Origin of the sequence: Sphingorhabdus sp. YGSMI21, assembly GCF_002776575.1 — a bacterium.
Lineage (GTDB): Bacteria > Pseudomonadota > Alphaproteobacteria > Sphingomonadales > Sphingomonadaceae > Parasphingorhabdus.
In genome coordinates, this window is record NZ_CP022548.1 from 2,875,252 (window position 1) to 2,896,721 (window position 21,470).

The 21,470-nt window shown below is 59.0% G+C and carries 19 protein-coding genes; 12 read left to right on the plus strand and 7 right to left on the minus strand.

The window, feature by feature from the left end:
* Nucleotides 1-448 precede the first annotated feature (448 nt).
* A complete protein-coding gene (gene prfB, locus CHN51_RS13825) occupies nucleotides 449-1,576 on the minus strand; it encodes a peptide chain release factor 2 (RefSeq protein WP_100094540.1) in 1,128 nt (375 codons plus the stop codon).
* Between the two features lie 329 nt (nucleotides 1,577-1,905).
* Between prfB and CHN51_RS13830 the strand changes: the two genes are divergently transcribed.
* From CHN51_RS13830 to CHN51_RS13845, 4 genes are read left to right on the plus strand one after another with little or no spacing between them, the layout of a single operon-like run.
* Nucleotides 1,906-3,303 carry a circularly permuted type 2 ATP-grasp protein gene (locus CHN51_RS13830; RefSeq protein WP_100095652.1) on the plus strand — a complete coding sequence of 466 codons (1,398 nt, stop codon included), beginning with the start codon at nucleotides 1,906-1,908 and terminating at the stop codon, nucleotides 3,301-3,303.
* Between the two features lie 13 nt (nucleotides 3,304-3,316).
* Complete coding sequence (locus CHN51_RS13835; protein WP_100094541.1) at nucleotides 3,317-4,267, plus strand: alpha-E domain-containing protein; 951 nt, start codon at nucleotides 3,317-3,319, stop codon at nucleotides 4,265-4,267.
* A gap of 2 nt (nucleotides 4,268-4,269) precedes the next feature.
* Nucleotides 4,270-5,070, plus strand: a complete 801-nt coding sequence (locus CHN51_RS13840) for a transglutaminase family protein (RefSeq protein WP_100094542.1) — start codon at nucleotides 4,270-4,272, stop codon at nucleotides 5,068-5,070.
* 37 nt (nucleotides 5,071-5,107) lie between these two features.
* Nucleotides 5,108-5,845: a peptidase gene (locus CHN51_RS13845; protein WP_100094543.1), complete on the plus strand. Its 738-nt coding sequence runs from the start codon at nucleotides 5,108-5,110 to the stop codon at nucleotides 5,843-5,845.
* On the opposite strand, the gene CHN51_RS13850 is transcribed toward CHN51_RS13845, so the two are convergent.
* On the minus strand, nucleotides 5,842-7,863 hold the full coding sequence (locus tag CHN51_RS13850; protein ID WP_240616736.1) for a GMC family oxidoreductase N-terminal domain-containing protein: 2,022 nt from the start codon (nucleotides 7,861-7,863) through the stop codon (nucleotides 5,842-5,844). The genes CHN51_RS13845 and CHN51_RS13850 overlap by 4 nt on opposite strands.
* Before the next feature lie 42 nt (nucleotides 7,864-7,905).
* Nucleotides 7,906-8,934, minus strand: a complete 1,029-nt coding sequence (locus CHN51_RS13855; RefSeq protein WP_100094544.1) for a YncE family protein — start codon at nucleotides 8,932-8,934, stop codon at nucleotides 7,906-7,908.
* 146 nt (nucleotides 8,935-9,080) lie between these two features.
* Between CHN51_RS13855 and CHN51_RS13860 the strand changes: the two genes are divergently transcribed.
* From CHN51_RS13860 to CHN51_RS13870, 3 genes are all read left to right on the plus strand, one after another.
* Nucleotides 9,081-9,659: a hypothetical protein gene (locus tag CHN51_RS13860; RefSeq protein ID WP_100094545.1), complete on the plus strand. Its 579-nt coding sequence runs from the start codon at nucleotides 9,081-9,083 to the stop codon at nucleotides 9,657-9,659.
* Nucleotides 9,656-10,378, plus strand: a complete 723-nt coding sequence (locus CHN51_RS13865) for a hypothetical protein (RefSeq protein WP_240616737.1) — start codon at nucleotides 9,656-9,658, stop codon at nucleotides 10,376-10,378. The genes CHN51_RS13860 and CHN51_RS13865 overlap by 4 nt, the downstream gene beginning before the upstream one ends.
* 120 nt (nucleotides 10,379-10,498) lie before the next feature.
* Nucleotides 10,499-11,803, plus strand: a complete 1,305-nt coding sequence (locus CHN51_RS13870) for an FAD-dependent oxidoreductase (RefSeq protein WP_100094546.1) — start codon at nucleotides 10,499-10,501, stop codon at nucleotides 11,801-11,803.
* On the opposite strand, the gene CHN51_RS13875 is transcribed toward CHN51_RS13870, so the two are convergent.
* Nucleotides 11,800-12,690, minus strand: coding sequence for an alpha/beta hydrolase (locus CHN51_RS13875; protein ID WP_100094547.1), 891 nt, complete (start codon nucleotides 12,688-12,690; stop codon nucleotides 11,800-11,802). The genes CHN51_RS13870 and CHN51_RS13875 overlap by 4 nt on opposite strands.
* 128 nt (nucleotides 12,691-12,818) lie before the next feature.
* On the opposite strand from CHN51_RS13875, the gene CHN51_RS13880 reads away from it, so the two are divergent.
* Nucleotides 12,819-13,481 (plus strand): DUF4328 domain-containing protein, encoded by a 663-nt coding sequence (locus CHN51_RS13880; protein ID WP_100094548.1) that lies wholly within the window; start codon nucleotides 12,819-12,821, stop codon nucleotides 13,479-13,481.
* A gap of 64 nt (nucleotides 13,482-13,545) precedes the next feature.
* A complete protein-coding gene (locus CHN51_RS13885; protein ID WP_100094549.1) occupies nucleotides 13,546-15,288 on the plus strand; it encodes a D-aminoacylase in 1,743 nt (580 codons plus the stop codon).
* A gap of 108 nt (nucleotides 15,289-15,396) precedes the next feature.
* On the opposite strand, the gene CHN51_RS13890 is transcribed toward CHN51_RS13885, so the two are convergent.
* The gene (locus CHN51_RS13890) at nucleotides 15,397-16,482 is read right to left on the minus strand and encodes an alpha-amylase (protein WP_100094550.1); all 1,086 of its coding nucleotides are present in this window, start codon (nucleotides 16,480-16,482) and stop codon (nucleotides 15,397-15,399) included.
* Nucleotides 16,483-16,547: 65 nt separating this feature from the next.
* A complete protein-coding gene (locus CHN51_RS13895) occupies nucleotides 16,548-16,985 on the minus strand; it encodes a hypothetical protein (RefSeq protein WP_100094551.1) in 438 nt (145 codons plus the stop codon).
* Between the two features lie 300 nt (nucleotides 16,986-17,285).
* Here CHN51_RS13895 and CHN51_RS13900 point away from each other — a divergent pair, with 300 nt between their 5' ends.
* Nucleotides 17,286-18,905, plus strand: coding sequence for a hypothetical protein (locus tag CHN51_RS13900; RefSeq protein WP_100094552.1), 1,620 nt, complete (start codon nucleotides 17,286-17,288; stop codon nucleotides 18,903-18,905).
* A gap of 59 nt (nucleotides 18,906-18,964) precedes the next feature.
* On the opposite strand, the gene dnaN is transcribed toward CHN51_RS13900, so the two are convergent.
* The gene (dnaN, locus tag CHN51_RS13905) at nucleotides 18,965-20,080 is read right to left on the minus strand and encodes a DNA polymerase III subunit beta (protein ID WP_100094553.1); all 1,116 of its coding nucleotides are present in this window, start codon (nucleotides 20,078-20,080) and stop codon (nucleotides 18,965-18,967) included.
* Nucleotides 20,081-20,308: 228 nt separating this feature from the next.
* Here dnaN and CHN51_RS13910 point away from each other — a divergent pair, with 228 nt between their 5' ends.
* Complete coding sequence (locus tag CHN51_RS13910) at nucleotides 20,309-20,953, plus strand: histidine phosphatase family protein (RefSeq protein WP_100094554.1); 645 nt, start codon at nucleotides 20,309-20,311, stop codon at nucleotides 20,951-20,953.
* Nucleotides 20,950-21,444: a hypothetical protein gene (locus CHN51_RS13915; protein WP_240616738.1), complete on the plus strand. Its 495-nt coding sequence runs from the start codon at nucleotides 20,950-20,952 to the stop codon at nucleotides 21,442-21,444. The genes CHN51_RS13910 and CHN51_RS13915 overlap by 4 nt, the downstream gene beginning before the upstream one ends.
* The last annotated feature ends 26 nt before the right edge of the window (nucleotides 21,445-21,470 follow it).

Sequence of the window (21,470 nt, forward strand, 5' to 3'; positions counted from 1 at the left end):
GCGAGCTGGCCAGAGACAAGGTCTCGTATCTGTGACGATGGTCAGCTGCGGGTCGATATCGCGTAGAGTCTGCCTGTCCTACGTTTTGGGCGGGCCATTGGTTCCATTCGGATTGGATTTAGGCGCGGCTTGGGGACGAGGTGTAGCCGTGGCGTGGGTGCGCGGGTGGTGGTTTCTGGCTTGAAAATTAAGGTTGAACCGTTCCGTTCGTGCTGAGCTTGTCGAAGCATGGTGCTCGGATAGACGCGGTCCTTCGACGGCCTCAGGACGAACGGGGTGGGGGCATGGTCTTGTTCCCCCGCGCAGGCAGGGGGCATCTCGTGTCTTTCCAAGGTTAAAGAATGGAGGGGAGACAGCGCTCAAGCTGCCGCGCAGCTCGATCTACAACCAATGTTTGCCGGCTGTATTTCTGGAGATGGGCCCCTGCCTGCGCATGGGCGAAAGCTCCCTAATCCACATCCTCGACATCGACCGCTTCGCCCGTCACCTTCTGTGCGAGCGTCGCGGCGATGAAATCGTCCAGCGCGCCGTCGAGCACATCGCCGGGCGCGCTGCTCGTGTGGCCGGTGCGCAGGTCCTTGACCATCTGATAGGGTTGCAGGACGTAGGAGCGGATCTGGTGGCCCCAGCCGATTTCAGTCTTGGCTTCATATTCGCCCGAGGCTTCGGCTTCGCGGCGCTGCAGTTCGGCCTCGAACAGGCGCGCTTTCAACATGCCCATCGCGGTGGCGCGGTTCTTGTGCTGGCTGCGGTCATTCTGGCTGGCGACGACTATCCCGGTCGGTTGGTGGGTGATGCGCACGGCACTGTCGGTGGTGTTGACGTGCTGGCCGCCGGAACCGGAGGCGCGATAGGTATCGATCTTGAGGTCGCTCTCGTTGATCTCGACCTCGAAACTGTCGTCGATCACCGGATAGACCCAGACGGAGGAAAAGCTGGTGTGGCGCTTGGCGGCGCTGTCATAGGGCGAGATGCGGACCAGCCGGTGCACGCCGCTTTCGGTCTTGGCATAGCCATAGGCATTCTCGCCCTTGACCTCGATCGTTGCGGATTTGATTCCGGCCTGATCCCCGGCCTGATAATCGACCATGGTGACCTTGTAGCCGCGCGCCTCGGCCCAGCGCTGGTACATGCGCAACAGCATTTCGGCCCAATCCTGGCTTTCCGTGCCGCCGGCGCCGGCGTGGATTTCGATATAGGTGTCGAGGCCGTCGGCTTCGCCGGAGAGCAAAGCCTTGACCTTGTCACGGTCGGCGCGGGTCGCGAGCTTTTCCAGCGTGGCGACGCCTTCGTCGGCAAGGCCCGCGTCGCCTTCTTCCTCGGCCATTTCGATAAATTCGAGCGCGTCGTCGCGTTCCTGCTGGATTTCCTGCGCGGCGCTGATCGATTCATCGAGGCGGCGGCGTTCGGTCATCACCGCCTGGGCCGCGCTCTGGTCGTCCCACAGGGTCGGATCCTCGACCCGGGCATTGAGCTCGTCGAGACGGCGCAGCGCGACATCCCAGTTGAGGGCGGTCTTGATCAGGGTAAGAGCGGCGTCGATCCGGTCGACAAAGGCTTGCGCGTCGGCACGCATGATATTCTCCAAAACTAGTGGCAGCAGCGATTAGACGATATCGGCGGGAAGTAAAGTATTGTGGGGAGGGCGAAGGTGGTTTTCCTTCGCATCCTGCGGCGCTGCGAAAGGCCGCCGGGACCGGAAATCCGTCGCTATCAGCTGGACCGCAATGGCGAACGGGTTCCGTAACGTCCGTCAAGACAGGAGCGGAGCAAGATATTTCGCTCGCCCCTTTCATCCACGGAAGTCCGCTATTTCCTTTGCTATGAGCATCTTGTTGCAGTAGCCTGACGGCGGGAGGACAGGTTTACACACTTCGCCTTGGGGGAAATGGCTTGTTCGATGAAATGCTGGGTAGCGACGGAAACGCTCGCGAGCCCTATATTGCCTATAAAAACTGGCTGGACGGTGAAGATACCAAGCGTCTCCATCGCAAATCCGAGGACGCCGAGGCCTTTTTTCGCAGGACCGGCATCACCTTCAATGTCTATGGCGAGGACGAGGGCGACGAGCGGCTGATACCCTTCGACGTCATCCCGCGGATATTGTCGGCCGGCGAATGGCGCAAATTGTCGCGCGGCATCGAGCAGCGGGTCAAGGCGATCAACGCCTTTCTCTATGATATCTATCACCGCCAGGAGATTTTGCGCGCAGGCCGGATACCGGTCGAGCTGATCGCCAATAATATTGCTTTCCTGCCGCAGATGATCGGCGTCAATCCGCCCGGCGGGATTTACACCCATATCATCGGTACCGATATCGTCCGCACCGGGCCGGGCGAGTTCTATGTGCTCGAGGACAATGCAAGGACTCCTTCCGGCGTGAGCTATATGCTGGAAAACCGGGAAACGATGCTGCACATGTTCCCGGAACTGTTCGCCAGGATCGGTGTGCAGGAAGTGAGCAGCTATCCGAACAATCTGCGCCGGTCGCTCGCCGCCTGCGCGCCGCCGCAATGTACGGGCAAGCCGGTGGTTGCTGTTCTGACGCCAGGCATCCACAACAGCGCCTATTTCGAGCACAGTTTTCTCGCCGACCAGATGGGTGCGGAGCTGGTCGAGGGGCATGATCTGAAGATCGTCGACGGCCGTGTCGCGATGCGTACGACGCAAGGCTATACGCCGATCGATGTGATCTACCGGCGGATCGACGACGATTATCTCGATCCGCTGAATTTTCTGCCCAACTCGATGCTCGGCGTGCCCGGGATCATGGATGTCTACCGGTCCGGCGGGATCACCATCGCCAACGCGCCCGGTACGGGGATTGCCGATGACAAAGCGCTCTATTCCTACATGCCGGACATTATCGAATTCTACACTGGCCAGAAACCGCTGCTGGAGAATGTCCCGACATGGCGCTGCTCGGAGAAGGACCAGCTGGACTATGTGCTCGAGCATCTGGCGGAACTGGTGGTCAAGGAAGTGCACGGATCGGGCGGCTATGGCATGCTGGTTGGCCCGGCGGCTTCCAAGAAGGAAGTCGAGGATTTCCGCGCCAAGCTGATCGGCAATGCGAGTAATTATATTGCCCAGCCGACGCTGGCGCTTTCCACCGTGCCGATCTTTACCGAAAAGGGTCTGTCGCCACGGCATGTCGATCTGCGGCCGTTCGTGCTCGTGTCACCCGATCGTATCGATATTACACCCGGCGGGCTGACCCGCGTTGCGATGACCGAGGGATCTCTGGTGGTCAACAGCAGCCAGGGCGGGGGGACCAAGGATACCTGGGTGCTGGAAGAATGAGGGGGCAGGGATCATGCTAGGCAAAACCGCCGCCAGTCTGTTCTGGATGTCACGTCTGCTCGAGCGGACAGAGAATAGCGCGCGTCTGATCGAGGCCGGCTTTCGCATCGCGCTCACCCACTCCTCGTCTGCTTCCGACGAATGGGCGTCCATCCTGGCATCGTCAGGCACCAAGAAAAGCTATCTGGCCAAACATGCCGATTATAGCTCGGTCAAGGTGATCGACTATCTTTTGCGCGACAAGGATAATCCCGGCAGTGTCATCTCGCTGATCAAACAGGCGCGGGACAGCGCGCGCACCGGGCGAATTGCCCTGACCCGGGAGGTATGGGAAGCCACCAACGAAGCCTGGATGAACCTGAAGACGGCACTTGCCAATCCGGTGGACGAACGGGACTTGCCGGAGGTGCTGGCCGTCATCCGCAAGCAAAGTTCGCTGGTCCGCGGTGCCGTACTCGGGACGATGCTGCGCAACGACGGGTTCGATTTTATCCGGCTGGGCACGTTTATCGAGCGAGCCGACAGCACTGCCCGGATTTTGGACGTGAAATATTATCTGCTGCTGCCATCGATCGCCCAGATCGGCACCGGCGTCGACAATGTGCAGTGGGAAACGATATTGCGATCGGTGTCCGCGCAACGGTCCTACCGCTGGCTCAACGGTTCGGACATCAGCGCCCTGAGCGTCGCCGAATATCTGATCCTGAATCGCCAGATGCCGCGGTCGCTGGCATTCTGCTACGCCCAGATATCCGATAATCTCGGATATCTGGAAAGCGAATATGGCAGCGAAGTCACCTCGCACCGGCTCGCCACCGATATTTGCAATCGGCTGCTCGGCCAGCCGGTCCAGAATATTTTCGAAGGCGGGCTGCACGAGTTCATTGTCGAATTTCTGGCGGCGAACAACAGCCTCGCGGCGCAGATCGAGAGCGACTATAATTTTCAAGACAGGATTAGCTGAACATGCTGCTGAAAATTGAACACGAGACCCGCTATAATTACGACAAGCCTGTGCAATATGGCCTGCAACAATTGCGCCTCCGCCCGAAGGAAAGGCCCGGTCAGCGGATCGTCGACTGGAATATCGAGATCGAGGGCGGAGCGCTGGAATTGTCGTTCGAGGACCAGCACTGCAACCATGTCGATCTGATCAATATCGAGCGCGGGCGCAGCGAGATCATCATCCGCTGCACCGGCGAAGTGGAGAATAGCGACGGCAGCGGGGTCATCGGCAGGCATGCGGGATTTGCGCCCCTGTGGTATTTCAAGCGGGCAAGCGCGCTTACCAAGCCGGAGGATGAAATCGCCAGACTGGTCGCATCGCTGGATCAGGATTATGAGGATGACATAGTCCGGCTGCACGCCCTCTCGGCGGCGGTCACCGACAGGGTTGCCTACGAAACGGGCAAGACCGATGCCGAGACCACTGCGGAGCAGGCGCTCGCCATCGGCGGCGGCGTCTGCCAGGATCATGCCCATATCTTCTGCGCGGCGGCCCGCTCGCTCGGCTTTCCGGCCCGTTATGTCTCCGGATATCTGATGATGAGCGACCGTGTCGACCAGGATGCGACGCACGCCTGGGCGGAAGCCTATGTCGAACATATCGGCTGGGTCGGCTTCGACATATCCAATGGCTATTCGCCGGACGAGCGCTATGTCCGTATCGCAACGGGCCTGGATTATCGCGACGCATCGCCAATTACCGGATTGCGTTATGGCGCGGGTAGCGAGGATATGATTGTCAGCCTGCAGGTGCAGCAGTAGAGAGACAGGCAATTCTAATCAGGGACAAACATTACCAATGACCTATTGCGTGGCACTGCGGATGAAACGCGGCCTTGTTTTCATGTCGGATACGCGCACCAACGCCGGTGTCGATGATATCGCCCAGGTCAAGAAACTGACCAGCTGGGAAGTGCCGGGCGACCGCGTGATCACGTTGCTTTCGGCGGGCAATCTGGCCACCACCCAGGCGGTCGTGAGCTTGCTGGACGAACGCGGCAAGCATCCGGACGACCGCAATCCGTCGATCCTGCAGGCCCCGTCGATGTTTCAGGTCGCGACGATTATCGGCGACACCTTGCGCGAAGTAGTCAAAACCTATTCCCGCGAGGGGCAGGAGGCCAAGTCGCCCTTTGGCGCCACGCTGATCGTCGGGGGCCAGATCCACGGCAGCGATCCGCGGCTATTCATGATCTATCCGGCTGGCAATTTCATTGAAGCGAGCGATGACAGCCCGTTTTTCCAGAGCGGCGAAACCAAATACGGCCGGCCGATATTGGTTCGCGGCTTCGATCCCGGAATGTCTTTCGAAAATGCCGTGAAACTGTTGCTGGTCTCTTTCGATTCAACGATAAGAGCCAATCTGGCGGTGGATTTGCCGCTCGATATGCAGGTCTATGAAGCCGACAGCTTTGCGATAACACACCAGCAACGGGTCGAAAAAGACGATCCCTATTTCCAGACTATCTCCGAAGGATGGGGCGATGCACTGAGAAGCGCATTCCAATCGTTGCCCGACTTCAGCTTCGAAGACTAGCCGAAGCGTCTTTTCCCCGCCATCGCCCTGTGCGCCATCGCCATCGTGGTGAGTTGCGCGTTGACGCGGATGCAGCTCGGCATCACGCTGGCATCCGCGACATAGCAATTGGTTGTGTTGTGAACCCGCTGGTTGAGATCGACGACGCCCTTGTGCGGATCTTCGTTGATCGCATTGCCGCCGTGAGGATGGGAACTGGAAAGCACGACATCATCCGGCTCGACGATTGCCTTATCGAAAAAGGCGTCGATCTCGTCATGGCTCATGTCGCTGGTCAGAGTCTGGCCGCGCAGCAGGGCAGGGTAGACCTCGACTGCGCCGTTGAGGAAATGGACTTTGGTCATCGTCGCCAGTGCGCGGCGCAACAGGGCCAGCTCTTTCTCGCCGATTTTCAGCTTGAGCTTGCCATGGTCCATGTACCCAAGCCGGTCGGCCGGAAACAGGACGCCCGCCGACACCAGCCGGTTATAGTTTCTCATCCGTTCATAATGGTCCTCGAACCAGCCGGGCACCAGCATCGCCATGCTCATCGGCGGCTGGAAATGGCTCTCGATCAGATAGTCACCGCGATCGATATAGGTCGCCATCTGGTCTTCGTTCCATGCGTTGACCTGTGTGCCTTCGGGCATCAGCGCAACCACCGGGCAGGCGATGTTGAGCGAGATATTGCTGCCTGACTGCAAAATCCCGCTGTTGTAGAGCAAATTGCTGGAAGCCAGCGCGCCCGCGGCTACCACCACGCCCTTGCGGGCTCGAATGACGCGCTTGCCGCCATTTTTCAGTCTGACTTCGACGGCGTCGGCAACCCGCTTGCCATTGGCCCCCTCGCGCCACAGGATTTCTGTTGCTTCGGCGCGGTCCAGTATCCGGGCCGGCTTTTTGCGCGCATCGCTGGTCGCATGGGCCAGATAGCTTTCCGGCATCGCTTTTTTCCGGCCGTACGGACAGCCGGTGTTGCAATAGCCGCAATAGATACACTCGCTTTCTGGCGTCGGGGGGCCATAGTTTTTGCGGAACCATGCGGTAATGGCGGTACGATCTTTCGGGTCAGCCGACTGTGCGGCATATTTGTTCCAGCCGTCGATCAAATGTGGACCGTTATTGCGACCGGTGATCGCGTCGATCTGGGTGACATCCAGCGCCTGCTCGACCGCATCATAGCTCGCAGCCAGACTGGCTTCGCTTATCGGCGCGCCCAGTCCGGCCCAGGTTTCGAATACATCCTCGGCCTCCGGGTGGACCAGGCCTTCCTGTTTCATCCGAAGGCAGATGCCGTTGTTGATGACGGTCGAACCGCCAACCACACGGCCCTGAAACACGATGATATCGCGGTCGGCTGTCGTCTGTAGCCCGCCATCCTTGAACAGGCGCGCGGTCATCCGGGCTTCTTCGTGGGTCAGGCGCGACGACGGATAATGGCTGCCGGCCTCTATGATCAACACTCGATGGCCCTCGTCGGCAACGGCTGCCGCAGCCACAGCCCCGCCCGCACCCGATCCGATCACGATCACGTCTGCTTCTTCCGGAACGGCGCCATGGCCGACAAATATTTTTGCTGTCAGATCGCGGCGGGTGTCGCGGCGGACCGGGCGCTCGCCCGGCGCAGAGCGGTCACGCTGCGCCGGCAGTTCGAAATCGAGATCGGCAAAGATCGGATTGTCGAAATTCTCCTCTTCATCGCCGTGCTCCCAGTGGCCGTAATAGCCGGCTAGTATGACACCCTTGGTGCGAGCAATGTCCTGGAGGAAATCGATCCGTGATTTTTGCAGCCGCCTGCTGATCAGCTTCGATCGTATTCGGGGAGAAGCGACGAGAAAGAACGGACCACCCAGAACGACCAGCAACCCGTAGAGCGCCATGCGGATTTCATCCGGTTTCTTGCCCTCGATATTGGTAAAATGCTCCTGTAGATTTTCGACCACCTGATCGGCAGAGATCGCCATCTTCCGGTTATGGAACAACGCTTCTGCCATCGCCTTTATCATCAGCGCCTGCAGTCGGTTAAACGGCTTTTTCAACTTTCATCTCCCAAGGCGCGACCCGGGGTATATTCATTTGATCTAGTCTGGTGCTGCTTCACTTGCCGGGGCGATGCCCAGCCCATCCCCGTCATCTCCGGCCTCGAAGCGCCGAATGACCTCGCCGGCGGCAAGATCGACTTCGGCGATCGTATCAGGACCGGTTTCCGCGACATAGAGTTTTTTGCCATCCGGCGAAAAGAGAATAGTGACCTGCTGGGAACCGGCTTCCCCGCTGACACCGATCGAGCCGGTCGCCTTGCGCGTCGCAACATCGTACAGGCCGAGCGCGCCGTCACCGAGATTGGAGGTGATGGCCGTGGTGCCATCGGGGCTGATTGCCACGCGGATCGGAAATTTTCCGGTCTCGATGGCGGCGAGTTCCTTAAGGCTGCGCGCATCGAAGACGCGCAGGACATCGCCCCGGCGATCGGCGACCCAGACGCTTGCGCCGTCGGGGGTGATCGCCAGTCCTTCCGGTTCGGTTCCGGCTGGCAGATCTGCAATTTTCTTGCCTGCCAGCAGATCCAGCACGCTCACCGTGCCCGACTGCATATTGGAGACAAAGGCGCGCGACTTGTCCGGTGTCACGACCAGCATATGGCTGCCTTTCTGCCCGGTCGATATCGTTGAAATCTCGCGTTTTTGGATTTCCCCGTCCGGCGGAGAGACGATGGTGATATTGTCGCTACCCTCGGTCGTGGCGATGATCCGGCCGTCGTCGAGCCATAAAATGCCGTGCGGTCGCTGGCTTGGCGCGAGGGACACGGTTTCGATCCGCTCGCTTGCCGCTATGTCGAAAATGTCGATTGTGTCGCCGCCATAGGAGACTACCGCGGCGAGCCGGCCGTCGGGGGATATCGCGATCTCGTGCGGCTGGTGTCCGGTATCCCGCCGCGCGATTTCACTGCCGCTTGCCAGATCGATGAAGCTCAGGCTGTCCTCCGCCTTGTTGCCGACCAGCAATGTTCCGGAGGTGGCCCCCGCTTCGGCGGCGAGCTGTTCGTCGCATCCCGCAGCGACGGCGAGGAGGAATATCGCCGAACAGAAACGTGCAATTTTCTTCGCCATTGTCCAACCTGTCCTATTTTTTCATGCAGGATAACAGGATATTACGCTTTTTCTATCCCTGTTTTCGAAGCAGATGTGATGAAGGCCACTGCGGGTGAAAGCAGAGATGGTAGAATATATATTCTGATAGCCATCGAGGGTTTGTCATGCGTGTACAAAATCACCGTTTCGCTTCCCCACTTGTGTCCGCGACTGTGGTCACGGCTCTGGTCGTTGCTTCGCCCGCTTCGGCGCAATTCGGCGGGCTGTTCAAAAAGCCGCCGGCCACCAGCGGAACTCCGGATACCAAGGCCGGGGGTGATGATTGTGCCAGCAATCCGAAAAGCGCCATCGGCAGATCGATACTGGGCAATATGATCGGCGATTTCACGCGGCGGGCCACGCAGAATATGGGGGTTGCCGGCACCTATATCCCGCGGGCGGAAGTGGCGGATACGCTGACCAATTCGATCGCCTGCCGACTCGACCCTGACGAGCAGCTGCAGGCCGCGGAAGCGACGCGCAGCGTGACCCGCTCGGGCGAACCCGGCGCCAGCGCGCAGTGGACCAGCGAAACCCGCCCCGGCGTCTCGGGCAGTTCCACCGCGACAGCGAAAACCGAGACGGCGGACGGTACAAGTTGCATGACGATCACAGATATTGCTATTGTCGATGGCGAAGAAACCCGTGTGTCCAAGCGGATGTGCAAAGCTCCCGGAGAATCACGATATATAGTCGTGGCATGAACATGAAAAAAACGATCAAAACCGCCATCGTCATCGCTTCGCTTTTCACCTTGGGCGCTACCGATGTGAAACCCGGCATGGACCCCGAAAATCCGACCTGCCCGATCGCGCCGAACTGGTCGACCAACGAGAAGATGGAACTGACCCCGAAAATGATCGGCGGCACCAAGGTCTTGCTCGCCGAAGGAGCCGTCGATACGGGCCTGCCCGAACGGATGCGCAAGATGCTGGCCGACAATCCCGACATTTCCGAAATCTGGCTGCGGTCTTCCGGCGGCAATGCGAGAGCCGGCAATGAAACCGGTCGGGTGATCCGGCAATCCGATGCCCTGATCATTACCCGAATTCCCCAGGGCTGGACCTGTTTCAGCGCCTGCAATTTTGTTTTCATGGGGGGCAGGGCCCGGATCGTCGAGCCCGGCGGCCATTTCATGGTCCATATGTTCACCATGACGGGCGACCGCAACGCGATCAATTACAGCATCGAAATGGGCACGGACTCGACGGTCGGCCTGATCGGCGAAGTCGAGCAGCAGAGCGCGCTGCTGGCGACCGAGGATAATGATTTCCTGATCCGCATGGGCGTGTCGCGGAAATTGCTGTCCGAGATCATGTACCGGACCAATGCGGTGAAAACCGAGGATGGCGACGGATCCACCCGCCGCTGCCTGACCAACGAGGAAGCGCTGCGCTACAATGTCGCCAATGTCGGCGGCTAGGCTCCGCCCCGCAATATTCCGGCCTCGCGAAAATGACAGCCGCCTTTTGCTTTTCTTTTGAAATTATGGCGTTAGCATGAGCTCCAGCTAATCGGGCCAGCGAATGGGGAAGGCAAGACTATGCGTCATATTGCGATCATCGGATCGGGACCTGCGGGCTATTATTCGGCGGAAGCCGCGCAGAAGAAATTCGGTGACGATGTCGCGGTCGACATTATCGACCGCTTGCCCGTTCCCTTCGGCCTGATCCGCACCGGCGTTGCACCCGACCATCAATCGATCAAGGCGGTGTCGCGGCGCTACGAGAAAACCAATCTCGGCGAAAATGTCCGCTTCGTTGGCAATGTCACCGTCGGCGAGGATGTCAGCGTCGCGGAGCTGCAGGACCTGTACGATGCCGTCGTACTGGCGACCGGCGCCCCGAATGACCGGGTTCTCGACATCGCGGGCAGCGAACTGGACGGGGTCATCGGCAGCGCCGCCTTCGTCGGCTGGTATAATGGCCATCCCGATTTCAAGGATCTCGATCCGCCGCTCGACGCCCGGTCGGTCGCGGTCATCGGCAACGGCAATGTCGCGCTCGATGTCGCGCGCATCTTGGCCAAGACAGAAGCGGAATTCGCCGGCAGCGATATCGTCGGCCATGCGCTTGACGGCCTGAAGGAGAGCAAGGTCGAAAAGATTATCTTTCTCGGACGCCGCGGACCGCACCAGATTGCGATGACTCCCAAGGAACTGGCCGAGCTGGGGCAGCTCGAACGGGCCAGGCCACTGGTCGAAGCAGACGACTTTCCCGCGTTGGACGAGGATGAAACGCTCGATCCGGGACTGCGCAAGTCGGTTACCCATCTGCGCAATTTCCAGATTGTCGAAGAGGATGCGCAGCACAAGCCGATCGATATTGTCTTCGACTTTTTCGCGATGCCGGTCGAAATCCGGGGCGATGGCAAGGTCGAGCGGCTGGTTGTCGAGAAGACCGCACTGGACAAGGACCTGCGATCCGTCGGCACCGGCGAGCGCTACGAGATCGAATGCCAGATGGTGATCAGCTGTATCGGTTATCGCACCCCGCCGATCGAGGGCGTGCCCTATGAAGAGGGTCGCGGCCGCTTCGCCAATGTCGATGGCCGCATATTGCCGGGGCTTTATTGCGTCGGCTGGGCACGGCGCGGGCCATCGGGCACCATCGGCACCAACAAGCCCGACGGCTTCGCGATCATCGACGCCATTGCCGAAGATATCGGCGACGGCGAAGACAAACAGGGCCGCGCCGGGCTGGACCGGCTGTTTGCAGAGCGCGGCGTCGAGGCCGTCACCTTCCGCGACTGGAAGAAGATCGAGGAAGCCGAAATCGCCCGCGCAAGAGAAGGCTCGCCGCGCGAGAAATTCACCGATATCGCCGACATGATCGCGGCGCGGGATTAAGCCGACAACCACTCCCGCAAAATCGCGTTCACCTTTTTCGGGGCTTCCTGTTGCACCCAGTGCGATACGCCGGGCAGACGGTGCAGTTCCAGATCGGGTACCCACTCTCCGGTGCCGTCGGTGCAGCGGATGTCGATGGCGGTATCTTCCTCACCCCAGATCATCAGGGTGGGAATGGTCACCATGCCGTCGCCGATATCGCGCGCGTCCTTGGTGCGGAGCAGGGCGCGGTAATAGTTGATCATCGAGCGTAGCGCGCCGGGGCGGCTGGCGGCGTCGGCGTAGACCTGCAACTCGCTGTCGGGGAAACGGCTTTTGTCGACGGCCATTTTCGAGAAGGCCTCTTTAATCGGCTGGGCCCGCTTTCTGCCGAGCATTTTTTCGGGCAGCCACGGCAGCTGGAAGAAGAAAATATACCAGCTTTTCTTCAGCTGATGCCAATGTCTGATCTCCCGCTGCGCGCATTTGGGATGCGGCACGTTCATGATCACCAGTCTGGTGAGTGGCCGGATTTTCTGGATCGCGAACTGCCACGCTATGATCGCGCCCCAGTCATGGGCGATCAGGGTGACCTCTTCCGCGCCGCTGGCATCGATCAGCGCAGCGACATCCTGGACGAGAGCGTGCAGACGGTAAGATTCTATACCGTCCGGTTTGGTCGAACCGCCATAGCCGCGCAAATTAGGGGCCCAGACGGTATAGCCCAGTTCCACCAGCACCGGAATCTGGTGCCGCCATGAGTAATTCAGTTCGGGGAAGCCGTGCAGGCACAGCGCGAGCTTCTTACCATGACCGGCCTGCGCGACTTCGAACCTCTGGCCATTGGCTTCGACAAAGGTGATGGAAATTCCTGCGGCTGGATCTGGAATCCAGGAAAACTGGGACATTCTGTTTCTCCGATTTTCCAAAGCTGCGAAAAGCATCTGCCGCCTGGAAAAATAATATGCAACTCTAGCAAAGATTTGTAAGCCGTGTTGATGTTTGTCGACGGTCAAATCTTCAAAAGGACGATGGAATGGCGGAGTTTCAAGTTGACGGGGTCGAAATTCTGCTCCGGCGGTCCAGATTGCTGGTATATCTGCTGATAGCCGGTCTGGTGGCGACGGCCATGTTTTTCCTGTTCGAACTGTCTGAAATTACCGGTTTCTGGGTGGTCGACGTGAATGATCCGTTCAATTCTCCATTGGGTATCATATATGGCATTACCGGGCTGATGCATTCGCTTATCTATTTTGTCACCGTCATTGTCTTCAGCATGTGGATACATCGCGCCGCTCATAATATCGTGACTGCGGATATTGACGGCTTTTCTTATACCCCCGGCTGGGCAGTGGGCTGGTTTTTCATCCCATTTGCGAACCTCTTCAAGCCATTTCAGGCCATGCGACAGATCTGGAACGCGAGCCACGGCGCAAGCGGTTTTCTGAACGAAGGATCCCAGACAGTGACCATCTGGTGGAGCGCCTGGCTGGTGGTAACGATCTCGGGAAACATATCGCTACGTCTGACGGTTGCGGCAACGGATGCCGAACAGTTGATGTGGGCCACCCAGATCGGCGCAATCAGTTCCGTAGCATCGTTCCTGCTGTTTCCAGCTGCGATCCGATTGGTGAGAGATATCACCCGGGCACAGACTGAATATCTGCAGATCAATGCTCTTGCCGAGCAGTTCGCTTGAAACTGGAACTTTAACCATCCAGTTAAATCTGTTAAGGCTTCTCCAAATAATAAGGAGAGAGTCGATGCATGATCTGGTAATTCGTGGTGGTACGGTGGTTGATGGCACAGGCGGTGCGCCTTTCGTGGCCGATGTGGCGATTGATGGGGATCGCGTTTCGCTGGTCGGAACAGTGGCCGCAAAAGGTCGCGAAGAGATTGATGCATCGGGAAAATTCGTCACGCCGGGCTTTGTCGACGTGCACACCCATTATGACGGGCAGGCGACCTGGGACGATGAAATGGCGCCGTCGAGCTGGCACGGCATCACCACAGTCGTGATGGGCAATTGCGGCGTCGGTTTTGCCCCCGCTCGGCCCGACCGGCACGAATGGCTGATCAACCTGATGGAAGGCGTCGAGGATATTCCCGGTACCGCTTTGGCCGAAGGGATGAGCTGGAACTGGGAGACATTCCCCGAATATCTCGACGAGCTGGAAAGAATGCCACGCACGGTCGATGTCGCAACCCATGTGCCGCATGGTGCGGTTCGTGCCTATGTGCTGGGTGACAGAGAGAAGCCCGGCGCCGTTCCTACCGAAGACGAAATCGAGCAGATGTCGAAGATCGTCGAGGATGGCCTGAAAGCCGGCGCTCTCGGATTCTCGACCTCGCGGACAATCCTGCACCGCAGCATCGACGGCGAGCTGGTTCCCGGCACGACCGCGACCAAGGAAGAATTGATCGGTATCGGCCGCGCGATGGGCCGGGTCGGTTATGGCGTGTTCGAAATGGCGAGCGATCTCAACAAGGAATGGGACGAATTTGGCTGGATGGGCGACCTCAGCCGCGAAACCGGCATGCCGGTGACCTTTGCGGCGCTGCAGTCGATCGCCAAGGAGCAGTCGCTCGATGAACAGATCGCCAATATGCGGGCGGAAAATGACAATGGCGCCAATATCGTTGCGCAGATCGCGCTGCGCGGGAACGGCATCGTCATGGCCTGGCAGGGCACGGTCCATCCCTTTGTCCGCCACCCGAGCTGGATGGCGATGGAAGAGCTGAGCTGGGACGAGAAATATGCGAAACTCAAGGATCCGGCGTTCAAGGCACAATTGCTGAGCGAGACTGCCGAGATGCCGGAGCAGGTCGATATGGTGCCGGTCTTCATGGTGATCACACAAGGCTGGGCTGCGCAGTTCGAAATGGACGAGGATTTCGACTATGAACCGCAGGCCGACGAAAGCATTGCCGCGCGCGCCGAAGCCGCCGGCAAATCCGGCGCGGAATATGCCTATGACCTGATGATGGGAGATGACGGCAAGGGGTTTATCTATCTGCCGCTGCTCAACTATATGGATGGCAATCTCGATTTCCTCGAGACATTGCAGCAGGCGGATGACACGGTGAACAGCCTGTCCGACGGCGGCGCGCATTGCGGCACAATTTGCGACGCGGCCAGCCCGACTTTCATGCTCGAACATTGGGTGAAGAACCGCAAGCGCGGCACGATCAGCATTGAGAACGCGATCAAGCGGCAATGTCTGGATACCGCGCGCCTTTATGGCTTGAACGATCGGGGTGTGCTGAAGCCCGGCTATCTGGCAGACGTCAACGTGATCGACATGGAGCGGATCAAGCTTGGCAAGCCATGGCTTGCCTTTGACCTGCCGGCGGGCGGCAAGCGCCTGCTGCAAAAGGCTGACGGTTATGACTATACGATCAAGTCGGGGCAAGTGACCTTCAAGGGCGGTGTCGTGACCGAGAAACGCCCCGGTGGTCTGATCCGCGGACCGCAAATGGTCGAAATGCTCGAAGCGGCGGAATAACCACGCGAAACTGGAAAGAACTGTGCTCCGCGCATCGACGCGGAGCCCTGGGCGGCTTGAAGCTGATTGCCTCCAGGGCTCCGCATCAAGTGCGAAGCACATTTTTGTCTAAAACGCCTTCTGCCAGCCGACGGTCAGCATCCAGTCGCCGGTCATCTGGGGACCGTTGACATTCTGGTAGACCGGCGCGCCGATCTCGATGCCGAGCCGGTGTCCTGCCAGCGGACCGTGGGTGGCGACGAAATTGACACCGCCGAGCAGGTCGACCCGCTCTCCACCGGAAAAGTCTGGATTTGCGGTCTGCACCGGTCCCATCACATTGGGGTTGAGGCCGTCGATCTTGCCAGCGGATTGTGCACGGACGCGGCCCGAGAGGCTGATCCATTGCGCCGGCAAATAGCTGGCCCATAGGGAGCCCTCATGGACATCCCCGAGCCGATAGCCATTATCATTGGTGCCGGTGCGGATGGTTCCCGCATATTGGGCGCCAAAGCTCCATCTGCCCGCCCATTGCTTGAGTGTCAGCGCCGGCTTCAGGTCCCAGGTGCCTGACCCGCTCTGCATGCCATAGGGCATGGTCATGGTCATTTGCATGTTCATCGGAGACAGCGTCTGGGCGGTTTCATCGGTCGAGCCAGTTGGCATGCCGACTACGGCGCGCAGGTTCAGTTCCGTCCCGGTATCGCTGGTCGCTGGCTTCTGCCCGAGCAGCGGGAAGATCGCGCCGGCGCTGATATCGCCAATGCCTTTGGGATTGGTCTGAAAGTCTCCCAGCACCGTCGTCCCGGTTGGCCCCGCATAGGTCGTGATGATTGATTCCCGCTCGCTATAGGGCAGCATGGCGACCAGGGTGATCCAGTCTGCGGGCGAATACATGGCGCCCAGCATCACCATGTCCTTCGACATCGATTGAGGTACCAGCCGCAAGGTTGGTGGCTGCATCGGCATGCCGGCAAAGCGGTTCGGGATGGTGGTCACGATGGCATCATTGCTGATGCTATCGGTGCCGATCTGGTTGCCGCTCATCTCCATATGCATGTAGCGCAGCGAGAACATGATCTCGCCTTTCTTGTGCGTATGGTCGGCCGATACGCCGATGGGCGCATGGTCGTCGGCCCGCACATCATGGGCAAGTGCCGGAGAGGCGAGGGTGCAGGACGCGATCATCGCGCCTGCAAAAGCGAATTTCTTCATGAAAATTTCCTGTAAATATCTGAACGCAGCGGCCGCATCAGGGTGCGCTGCAAAAAAGGTGGGGTTCAGACGGTCGCAGGCGGTCCGGTCGCAGGCGGGATATTGATCCGGTTGCGCAGCGCAAAGCGGCGCGGTTCGGATGGTTCGTGCGTGGCGGGAGCCAACGTAGAGATTGCGATCTCTGGTGCGGACGAAGCCAGTCCAAAGGCCGTGCCGCCGGCAAAAGCGCAGGCGGGCGTTGATGGGTCCTGTTCGGGTTCGGGCGCGGACTCGTCCTGCTGACCATAGATCAGCGTCAGCAGGTCATAGTCGGGATTGTCCCGGGTGATCACCAGCTTGCTGTCGGGATGGCCGGAGCAGAGTTTTATCGCAAAACCGCCGGCGCTGTGCGTGGGCATGAAACCCTGCGGTGCCAGTGTGCCTGAGAGCAGCGCGATCAGGGCAAGCAGCGCAGCGGCAATCGCTCCGGAGAAACGCGGGAATGAGGCGGGCTTTACGGTCATCGTTCTTGGCAGGGGCTATAATTTTGCCGGTCCAGAAAGACCAGCGAAGATTTGTGATAATCTTGACGTGAAATCTGGAGCAAGGGGCAGCGACCGCGAGTTGTGTTGCCGAACGTTGCGGAAGTGACGGAGACCGGAGTCGGCGATTCCGGCCGCCGATAATAATGGTGCGCTGGCCGAAATTACCGGTTGAGTTTGCCGCGGCAATTCCTCTACCTAGTTCCAATAAGAGATCATCTTCCTACCATGGCCCAGCAGCGGCTTCTGGAGGATTTTGTTTGATAAACTCCGGGGGCGGTGATGAAAAAGCGTTTGTTCAAGGTTGGTCTGGTTGCATTTGCACTATGCAGTCCGTCCGTCGGTTATGCCGGAGTAAGTCAGGATTTCGCGGGTTGCGATGGCCTGAAAAAACCAAAGAAGAAAGATGACGGTATGCGAGGGGTCGCCGTCATAGAGGGCTATTCTGCTTTCGGGGGATATAATAGCCCGGCTGCACAACGGACGATCAACAGCTGTGATCGCGCCCTCAGCAGTGACAAGTTGCGCCCGACCCAGACGATGCGTCGGGCCCATCTGCTGCGCGCTCGGGCGGCGGCCAAGCTCGAACTGGGGCTGACCGAGGAAGCATTGGCCGATATTGACGAGGCTATGCTGGAAGTCGCGGATGAGAACGATAGCATATTCTTCCGGCGGAGTATGGGAGTATCGCTGCGCTTGCTCCGCGCGATTGCCCAGTTCAGCTTCGGGCAGCGGCAGGAAGCAGTGGCTCTGGCGGAAGAGGCCTCGGCATTGCGGCCTTATGCGCTGCAGGTCCAGATGGTCTCGGCGATGATCCGGCATCGGGGGCGACCGGTCGGTGAACAATCAGCATCACCATGGGCGGATCTGCTCAAGCTTGCTCCGAGCTGGGGCAATCGCTTGCTGGCTCAAGAAGCCGAAATAGGCAATTTTGCGGCCGTGTCGGAAATAGCCGATAGCAGTGCGATTGAATGGCCCGAGGGACCAATTAGCGCCTTTACTTTTTTGCAGAGGCAAGGGCCCGGCCTGGCGCTTACCGGAGCGCTTCTCAGCAGCCTGCACATCGCCTACGCCCATTCCATCGACGGCGATACTATTGCTGCACGGTCACAACTGGACCTGATTGGCGAAAAGCTTGCCACACTGGATAACGGTTCAGAAGAGAACATGGGCATAATGAAAATATTGTCTGAGCGCATTGTCGATCCTTATGCCCGTCTGGTCGAAGCCCGAATGGCCCTTTCGGAAGGGCGGGTGGAAGACGCCCGCGCCAAAATTGGCAGCGGACAAATTGTTGCAAATGCGGCGACGCTGGAATTTCTGCAGGCAGCCGAGGAAGCAAGCCAGGACAATGCTCCGATCGAAATTGCCGGCACCGAGGGATTGAAGGACAAGCTCGAAAAAAGCCGGAACAAAGGCCTGGGCGGTCTGGCAAGCGTCCTATTGATCGCTCCGGAGTCGGATCGCGTGGTGATCGACTATGAAAAATCACGACCGAATATCATAGGAGCGCTGGTCGGTGGAATATTCTCGATGGGTACCAGTCTGCTCGGCGGCATAGACCGTACGGCGGGCTTTCGATCGAAAGACAATGCGGATGGTACGACGACGGTAGAATATACCGGCGTTACGACTTCCGGTCCGCTGGTGCAGGAAATGACCTTGTTACGTGCTGCGGAGCTGGCTCAGGAATCCCAGAAACCGCGCTTCGCAATCGTGAGCCGCAATGATTATACCCGGTTCCAGACTATGAGGCAGCATAATATCGAAATCAGTCGCACGCCGATCGGTTATAAAAGCGAATTGACCATTCGCTTTCTCGATGGCGAGGCAGAGGCGGCAGGTACGTTCGATACACTGAAGATCATCGACGACCTGGGGCCGCTCTACTACGGGAACTAGTCGACCAGACGATATCTGGCTCGGCGAAAGTTTCCAGGACCTGAAACGAAGTGAAGCCGCTAAACCCGCATCGGCATCAGCACATAGAGCGCCGTCGACTTGTCATTTTCGCGGATCAGCGTCGGGGCGCTGGCGTCGGCGAGATGCAGTTCCACGGTGTCGCCTTCGATCTCGCCGAGAATATCCATCAGATATTTCGAGTTGAAACCGATTTCGAACGTGTCGTCGCTGTAGGAGCCTGGAACTTCTTCCTCGGCCTTGCCATTTTCCGGCGAGGTGACGGAGAGCGTGATCTTGTCATCGCCGAGCGCCATCTTGACGGCCCGGGTTTTCTCGGTGGCGATGGTCGAGACGCGGTCGACGCCCTGGGCGAAGCTCTTTGCGTCGATCTTGAGCAGCTTGTCATTGCCGGTTGGGATGACGCGGGTGTAATCGGGGAAAGTGCCGTCGATCAGCTTGCTGGTCAGAATCGCTGTGCCCAGTGTGAAGCGGATCTTGCTCGCCGACAGGTCGACCTGAACCGATGATTCAGCATTCTCGTCGAGAAGCTTGCGCAGTTCGTTGACGCATTTGCGGGGAACGATCACGTCGGGCATGCCTTCCGCGCCGGCAGGGCGGGGCAGGGTAACGCGGGCGAGGCGGTGGCCATCGGTCGCGGCGGCCTTGAGCACGGGCGTTTCTTCATCCTGCACGTGCAGGAAGATGCCGTTGAGATAATAGCGGGTCTCTTCGGTCGAGATCGCGAAACGCGTCTTGTCGATGATCTGGATCAACGAAGAGGCGGGCAGTTCGAAGCTGGTCGGCAGTTCGCCTTCGGCAATGACCGGGAAATCGTCGCGGGGAAGCGTCTGCAGATTGAAGCGGGCGCGACCGGCATTGACCTTCATCTTGCCGTCCGCTGCATCCAGTTGCACTTGCGAACCGTCGGGCAGCTTGCGGGCAATGTCGAACAATGTGTGTGCCGAAACGGTGGTCGAACCGGCGGTATCGACCTGGGCTTCCACCGTTTCGACGACCTGGAGATCGAGATCGGTGGCCATCAGCTTGATGCTGCCGTCGGCGCTGGCTTCGATCAGCACGTTGGAGAGAATGGGGATGGTGTTGCGCCGCTCAACCACGGACTGGACATGCCCCAGGCTCTTTAGCAATGCCGCGCGTTCAATGGTCGCTTTCATAAACCGTCCTTCTTGTTCCCGATCGTCCGTGAAAAATGCAGTGGAAAAGACTCTCCACAGGTTCACGGATAGTTCATGGCTTCATTAACAATAAAGTGCCGCAGGGCAAGCCTGATCGCCTTTAGCGCCCGATAATGCCGTGAAAAACTGTGGAAAAAAGCAACAAGGCGGCTAAAGCCGCAGGGACAGGGGATGGATTTGGCTATTTCCGGACAGAACAGGGTTAATATGAGCGGCATTGATACCAAGGGAAAACGACTGTTTATCGCGCGGCATGGCGAGACAATCTTCAATCTGGCCGGCCGGCTCCAGGGCGATCACGTCCATACGCCGCTGACCCGAACCGGATTTGCCCAGGCCGACGAGATGGGCAAGGCGCTGGCACGCCATCTGGCAACAGAGCAGCCCGAACTTGATTTGATTGCGTCGAACACCGACCGGGCGTTGCAGACGCTTTCGGTAGTAGCCGAACATGTCGGTGCGGACTGGCACCAGGCGCGCAGCGACGAGCGTCTGCGCGAAATCGATATGGGCGAGTGGGGCGGTGCCTGGTATCGCGATCTGGCCGGCCAGCTGGAAATCGACGAGACCGAAAGGCTGTTTGTGACCGTCGCGCCGGGTGGCGAAGATTATCGTGCCATCGCGAGGCGGCTCGAACATTGGCTGGCAGAACAGGAATTTGCCCGCGATGCGGTGCTGATCAGCCATGGCATGACCAGCCGGGTGTTGCGCGGCCTGCTGGTTGGTGCCGATCCGCACCCGCGCTTTGACGCGCCTATTGCCGAAGGCTTGCCGCAGGGCTCCATCGTCCAGATCAGGGATGGTGTCGAGGATGTGATTCATATCGGCGGAGGGGAAGGGGAGAAGGCTTGAAAAAGCAGTATATTCTCCTGGGACTGGCGGTGTCGCTTCTCTCGATTCCGGCGATGGCCAAGGATTCTCTGGGCATATTCAACAGCTGGGGCGCGTTCCGCGATCCCGAAATCCCGCGCTGCTATGCGATTGCGGAGTCAGAGGAAATTACTGGCAAGGCGGAACGAAAATCCTTTGTCACCGTCGGCTTTTGGCCCAATCGCAAGATCCGGCGGCAATTTCATGTACGATTGAGCCGGGACCGGTCCACCAACAGCCGGCTGATGGTCAGTATCGCTGGTCGTCGCTTCCAGTTGACCGCTACCCGTTCGGATGGCTGGTCGCAGGACAAGCGTATGGATGCCGCAATCATCGCCGCGATCCGTTCGTCCACCAGCATGACCGTGGAAAGCGTCGGGCGCGACGGCAAGCCGATCGTCGATGCCTACCGGTTGCGCGGCGCGGCAACGGCGATTGACGCGGCATCTTTGGGATGTTCGCGGTTGCGGTAGATTTTCCCCGGGACTCGCACTATATG